The organism is Succinatimonas hippei YIT 12066 (assembly GCF_000188195.1).
Lineage (GTDB): Bacteria > Pseudomonadota > Gammaproteobacteria > Enterobacterales > Succinivibrionaceae > Succinatimonas > Succinatimonas hippei.
Genome location: NZ_GL830952.1, coordinates 1 through 6,634, shown reverse-complemented (window position 1 = coordinate 6,634; position 6,634 = coordinate 1). Strand labels below are relative to the sequence as shown.

5 protein-coding genes are annotated in these 6,634 nt (G+C 40.8%); all 5 read right to left on the bottom strand.

Annotated features, from left to right (window positions below; all coding sequences use genetic code 11):
• Positions 1-217 precede the first annotated feature (217 nt).
• The gene (rho, locus tag HMPREF9444_RS01645; RefSeq protein WP_009142582.1) at positions 218-1,477 is read right to left on the bottom strand and encodes a transcription termination factor Rho; all 1,260 of its coding nucleotides are present in this window, start codon (positions 1,475-1,477) and stop codon (positions 218-220) included.
• 371 nt (positions 1,478-1,848) lie between these two features.
• Positions 1,849-3,915 carry an ATP-dependent helicase gene (locus HMPREF9444_RS01640; RefSeq protein ID WP_009142581.1) on the bottom strand — a complete coding sequence of 689 codons (2,067 nt, stop codon included), beginning with the start codon at positions 3,913-3,915 and terminating at the stop codon, positions 1,849-1,851.
• 2 nt (positions 3,916-3,917) lie between these two features.
• Entirely contained in the window at positions 3,918-4,655 is a 738-nt protein-coding gene (locus HMPREF9444_RS01635) for an HAD-IA family hydrolase (RefSeq protein ID WP_009142580.1), read from the bottom strand.
• The gene (locus HMPREF9444_RS01630; protein ID WP_009142579.1) at positions 4,652-5,575 is read right to left on the bottom strand and encodes a tyrosine recombinase XerC; all 924 of its coding nucleotides are present in this window, start codon (positions 5,573-5,575) and stop codon (positions 4,652-4,654) included. The genes HMPREF9444_RS01635 and HMPREF9444_RS01630 overlap by 4 nt, the downstream gene beginning before the upstream one ends.
• Positions 5,575-6,408: a diaminopimelate epimerase gene (gene dapF, locus HMPREF9444_RS01625; protein ID WP_009142578.1), complete on the bottom strand. Its 834-nt coding sequence runs from the start codon at positions 6,406-6,408 to the stop codon at positions 5,575-5,577. Before dapF ends, HMPREF9444_RS01630 begins: the two co-directional genes overlap by 1 nt.
• Between the last annotated feature and the right edge of the window lie 226 nt (positions 6,409-6,634).

The following is a 6,634-nucleotide window of genomic DNA, read 5'->3' as shown; positions in this document are numbered from 1 at the left end:
TGTTTAGCGGTAGGAATCATCGGCCTTTAGTCCGGTGAGGATATCTCAAACAAATAAGTCGTTAACACTTTGCCGGAAGAGAGAAATTAAGTAGTTATAAAATATGATCTGAGACCTACACGGTCGATTATAAAACATTTTACTTGCTAGCTTTTTATTCTTATATCCAAAGTCCTAATCAGCCAAGTGATTAGGACTTTATCTTAATCATAAAAAATTAAGCACGTTTCATCGCTTCAAAGAACTGCTCGTTAGTCTTGGTCATGGATAATTTATCAATTAAAAATTCCATAGCCTCGATTTCACCCATAGGATGTACGAACTTACGCAAAATCCACATCTTCTGTAGTTCATCAGGAGTGGTTAACAGCTCCTCACGACGAGTGCCGGAACGAGTTACGTCAATTGCCGGATAGACGCGTTTTTCAGCAATCTTACGGGACAAATGCAATTCCATATTGCCGGTTCCCTTGAACTCTTCGTAAATCACTTCATCCATCTTTGATCCGGTATCAATCAAAGCAGTAGCAATAATAGTAAGGCTGCCACCCTCCTCAACGTTACGAGCTGCACCGAACAGACGCTTAGGACGCTGCAAGGCATTGGCGTCAACACCGCCGGTTAATACTTTTCCGGATGCTGGAACCACTGTGTTATAAGCGCGGGCAAGACGGGTTATAGAGTCCATTAAAATAACCACATCATGCTTATGCTCGACAAGTCGTTTAGCCTTTTCTATTACCATTTCGGCTACCTGAACGTGACGTGTAGCAGGCTCATCAAAGGTTGAAGCAACGACTTCACCTTTAACCATACGCTGCATTTCGGTGACTTCTTCAGGACGCTCATCAATTAACAATACAATTAAAGTGCACTCAGGGTTATTTACGGCAATAGAATGCGCAATGTTTTGCAGCAGCATGGTTTTACCGGCTTTAGGAGGAGCGACGATAAGACCGCGCTGTCCTTTACCGATAGGTGCGGTTAAATCAATAACTCTGGCGGTAATGTCTTCTTTAGAACCGTTGCCGAGCTCTAAGCGCATTCTGGTATCGGCAAATAAAGGAGTGAGGTTTTCAAATAGGATCTTATTGCGGGCGTTTTCGGGTTTTTCGTAATTAATGGAATCGACTTTAAGTAAGGCAAAGTATCTTTCCCCTTCTTTAGGCGGACGGATTTTGCCTGAAATCGAATCGCCGGTTCGGAGATTGAAACGTCTTACTTGACTTGGAGATACATAAATATCATCGGGACCGGCAAGATATGAAGAATCGGCACTGCGCAGAAAACCGAAACCGTCAGGCAAGATTTCAATTACGCCTTCACCGAAAATATCTTCACCGGTACGGGCGCACAATTTTAAAAGCTGGAAAATGATTTCTTTTTTGTTAAGACGCGCGGTATTCTCAATACCGGCCTGATCGCACATTTCAACGAGCTGTGCAACGGGAGTATTCTTAAGTTGAGTAAGATTCATATTAAAATCAAAAACGCAGGGGATGCGTAATATCAGTTATTAATGGTGAAAATTGCTAATTAACATACAGGAATATGTTAAGAAATCCGAAATCAAGGGAAACTGTCAACCGCCAAGCCGGCATTAAAGAACCGAACAGATCCGAAATAATCCGCACTTGTTTCCTGCCAACAGCCAAACGATTCGCACCACAAACCACCTGACATCATCCGAGGCAAACTCTGAACCTTGTCTCGAAATGAACATGCCTTCAAAACAAGCTTATATAACAAGCTCTATGCATATTCCCAACAGGAAAAGTTAACGGAGCTGATAATATCACACTTTTACGTTAAAACAAAAAATTTCCGTCTTAAAGCTTATTTTAGCTGTCACAACATATTCTGATTATTAACATATTTATAAGGCAAAGCTTTAAGTTCATCATCAAAACCTGAAATAATCTCTTCTATAAACGGTGAAGCCCCCGTTGTTTCAAGCTCTTGCGCAAAATTGTAACGTTTCATGGCATAAGTAAGAACAAGCTTTTCCTTTGCCCTGGTAATCGCCACATACGCAAGCCTACGTTCTTCATCCTTATTTTTCTCAGACCTGACGGAAGGAAGAATATTTTTCTCCATCCCAGCGACTATAACGACATTAAACTCAAGCCCTTTAGCCGAATGTATCGTCATCAGTCGTACCGCGCCCTCATCTATCTCATCGGTACTGCCTTTTTCATCCATTTCACCTGATCCGATTAAAGTGATATTGGAAATAAAAGCCGTAAGCGGAGAGATTTGTGCTTCTTCCTCATTAACATCGGCAAACATTCTTTCGTAAGATTTATTAAAAATATGCGCGTTATTTACAAGCTCAAGGAGGTTTTCCTCGCGCATATTGTCTTTAAATTTATTTTGTTCCTTTTCATCCTTTAACTGATAATACTCACGAAGACCGGTCTGCTCGATAAGATTTTTCATAAAATCCTGCAAATCGTTATCTTTTTGCTTTTTCAGATTTTCAATCAAAGAGTAAAACTCACTAATCTTTTTAGCGAGTTTTACTAAAGCTTTATTATCGGTTTTCTTATCAATTTCAACGTACTTATAAACTTCTTTTAAAGCGGCATATAAAGAAATACCTCTTTCTTTGGCGACAGCGCTTAGCTCCCTGATAACAGCAGGACCTATCTTTCTTGAAGGAACATTGATAATGCGCAGCAATGAAGTATCGTCATTTTGATTAATTATCACCTTAGCATAGGCAAGCGCGTTTAAAATTTCCTCCCTGTCATAAAAGCGCATCCCTCCTAAAACCACATAAGGGATGCCGTAATTACCCAGCTCCGTTTCAATTAATGATGATTGTCGGTTATTGCGATATAAAACAGCTATTTCTTTATATTGAACCCCGTTATTTTTTAAGATTCTGATAATACGTCTTATACCTTCGGCTTCAGCATGAGCATTTGCAAAGCTGCGGATCTCGACAGGACCGCCGCGCCCTCTGTTTCCGTGCAATTCTTTTAAAACCAAACGTTCACTGTTATGAGCAATCAAGACGTTGGCTAAATCCAAAATATTCTGTCGTGATCTGTAATTTTCAATAAGTTTTATCTTTGTAACCGGAGCAAACTCATCGCAAAATTTCTGCATATTGCCGCTGTCGGCTCCGCGCCAGCCGTAAATTGACTGATCATCATCGCCTACGGCCATAATATCGGTATCAGGACCTACAAGCAGCTTCAATAATTTAAACTGTAAAGCATTAGTATCTTGAAACTCATCAACTAAAATCTGCTTAAAACGATGTTGCAGAAGCTCCCTTACCCCGACATTGTTTTGCAAAAGCTCTACAACGCGTAAAATAAGCTCGGAAAAATCGACAAGATTTTCGCGCTGACAGGTTTTTTCATAACTTTCATAAGCTTTAAGCAAAACAGGATCGGCTTTTTGATTTATATTTTCCGCCAATGACGCAACCGCGGCAAAGCGTAAACCGTTCTCCTTAAAATCCGAAATAAGATCGGCAATCATTCCCGGTTCATACTTTTTAATGTCGACATTTAACTCTTCTTTTAAAATGCGTTTTATAAGCTTTTTCTGATTATCCGTATCAAGCACGGTAAAATCAGGCAGCAAACCGGCCTGTTTTGCATAATTGCGCAAAATTCTTAAACTGAAAGAATGAAAAGTATTTGCCCATAAACCGTCGACCGAGTGCCCCATAATAAGCTCAATGCGCTCACGCATTTCTCTTGCTGCCTTGTTGGTAAAAGTTACAGCCAAAACCTCACGCGGCAAAAGCATTTCCACCTGTAAAAGCCAGGCAATGCGCGATACCAAAACCCTGGTTTTGCCTGTACCTGCTCCTGCAATAACCAAAATATTGGACAAAGGAGCGGATACCGCTTCTTTCTGTTCTTTATTAAGCGGATCAATTATGGACGTGGACATTGTTAAATATTAAGTAATTCTTTAAGTTCACAAAGATTAGATAAGGCAACTTGGGGCAGCACTCTTATTTCGCTAAAACCGGGAGAATCTCCTGCAAAGCCCCGATACAGCCACGCACATTGACAACCGGCATAAACAGCGCCGTGCACGTCGGAATAAGGCTCATCCCCGATATGCAGAATATTTTCAGCCTTGATGTTAAGCATTGAGGCATACGCATTAAATAAATCGGCATGCGGCTTTGCCTTAAGGCCTAAAAAGCTCGGCCTTAAATTATAATCAAATGATTGAAAAAGACCGGAAATTTTCAAATCCGAGTTGCCGTTTGACAAAGCTGCAACAGGATAATGCTTGCGCAGCTCAGTGAGCAGCTTAAAAGAAGAAGCGGGAACTTTAGCTTTAGAGCGTATCGACACAAAGTAAGCCACTAACTCCTCAGCCTCTTTCATTCCCCGCGGCAAAGGGCGATTTAGCGCTTTAAAGCCCTCGTATAGAGTATGAACTCTAAGCTTGGTCACATCTTCTTTAAATTCAGGATGCTTAAAACCTAGCGCAAGCTTCATTGAAGACCAAAAAGAATCCGTACCGAAACCTTGCGGCAAATGGTAACGGTTTTGTAAATAAACGGCAAAAATCTCTTCGGCACGCTTAATAACAGGATGATTGTCGTACAAAGTATCATCAAGATCAAAGGAAAGAGCCTTAACTTTAGTTACGTCGAACTTTTTAAAAAACTTCATGACTCCTCCTTATGAAGTTTGGCACGAGGATGGGCTTTACTGAAGATTTCCTGCAGTTTAGCAAAGTTTATATGCGTATAAACCTGAGTAGCGGCAAGACTTGAGTGCCCCAGCATTTCCTGTACCATACGCAAATCAGCGCCGTTGCCTAAAAGCTCAGTAGCAAAAGAGTGCCGCAATTTATGCGGAGAAATTTTAATGCTAAGACCGGATTTAGACGCAAGCTTATCTAAATTCTGCTGCACAGCTCTGGTAGTCATTCGTCTGCCGAAACGATTTAAAAATAGTGCCGTATCTTCAGGATTAAAAGCATCTCTTACTTTCAAGTAAATACGGATCCAATTTAAAGCCTGAGAACCGACCGGAACGGAACGTTCTTTTCCTCCTTTACCGAAAACTCTGACTTCCTGCGCAGTTTCATCTAAATCGCCTAAATTTAAAGCCACCAACTCTCCCACGCGAAGTCCTGAAGAAAAAAGTAATTCAGCAATGGCTCTATCTCTTATTTCCTTGGGAGACGAAGGATCGACTGTAAAAAGCTGATCAATTTCATTAGACGATAAAACTTTCGGTAAGGGTTTTCTTACTTTAGGTGCATGAATCAAAGAGCAAGGATTGGATGATAATTTCTTTTTTTTAATTAAAAATTTAAAAAAAGAACTCAAAGCGTAAATGTCATGCGCCACCGATACCGAAGACAAACGCTCGGCATCAAAGCTGAAATTAAATTCTTTTAATAAAAAGCGCATCTCTTTTTCGCCGATTTCCGACCAGCTTTTCAGCTGAGGGAAATTGTATTTTAAAGAGACAAGAGCCTTGCGCAGCACCCTGTCATAAGATGCCACAGTATTAGGACCGGAGCGTTTTTCATTAGACAAATACGCAATAAAGGAGTCAGCGTCCCTTTCAAGCTCATCCATCAAATAACAATTTGTCCTTCATAAACCAAAACGGCAGGTCCTGACATCATTACGGGAGAATTTTTTCCATCCCATGAAATATTAAGACTGCCTCCGGGCAAATTGACCTTCACCGGAGAGACCAGCCGATGCTGAACGATTCCGGCAACGACCGCCGCACAAGCTCCGGTACCGCAAGCTAAAGTTTCCCCGCAGCCACGTTCAAATACGCGTAAATTAATCTCATGATCATTTACTTTTTGCGAAAAGCCGACATTAACTTTTTCCGGAAAACGTTCATGTTTTTCAACTAAAGATCCAAGCTCATGGACAGGAGCGGTTTTAACGTCTTTAACATTAATTACGGCATGGGGATTTCCCATGGATACTGCACCGATTGTTACTGCATCAAAACCTTTTACACATAACTCATATGATTCGCTTTGAGCCTCTGCTTTAAAAGGAAGTTTCTCAGGATCAAGCTGCGGAACCCCCATGTTAACGGTAACCGAATCATCATTGTTTAATTTAAGACGTAATACTCCCGAAACCGTGCTGACCTTAATATCACGCTTATTGGTCAATCCGTGATCCACAACAAAACGCACAAAACAGCGTGCGCCGTTTCCGCACATCTGAACCTCGGATCCGTCGGCATTAAAGATTCTGTAATGAAAATCAACTTCAGGATCGTAAGGAGGTTCTACCAAAAGCAATTGATCAAACCCCACACCGAAATGTCTGTCTGACAAACGTTTGATTAATTCAGGACTGAAGAAAATTTTTTGAGTAACCCCGTCTACAACCATAAAGTCATTGCCGAGGCCGTGCATTTTTGAAAATTTTAAAATCATTTTTTAAGCTCTTCTTGGTAACTTTTTCATAATAGTGAAAAACTGCAAGACTTGCTACAAAAAGTTAAAAAACGGATTTTGTTTTTTTAATTCATACCCAAAAATATTAAAAAATCAGCTTCACGCTAAGCCTCTTCAATTGCCGCCACTTCACGCACAGGTCCATGCGTCTCATCCTTGTTTTCATTGATAATGACAATTGCAAGCGTAATGACTTCCTTATCGC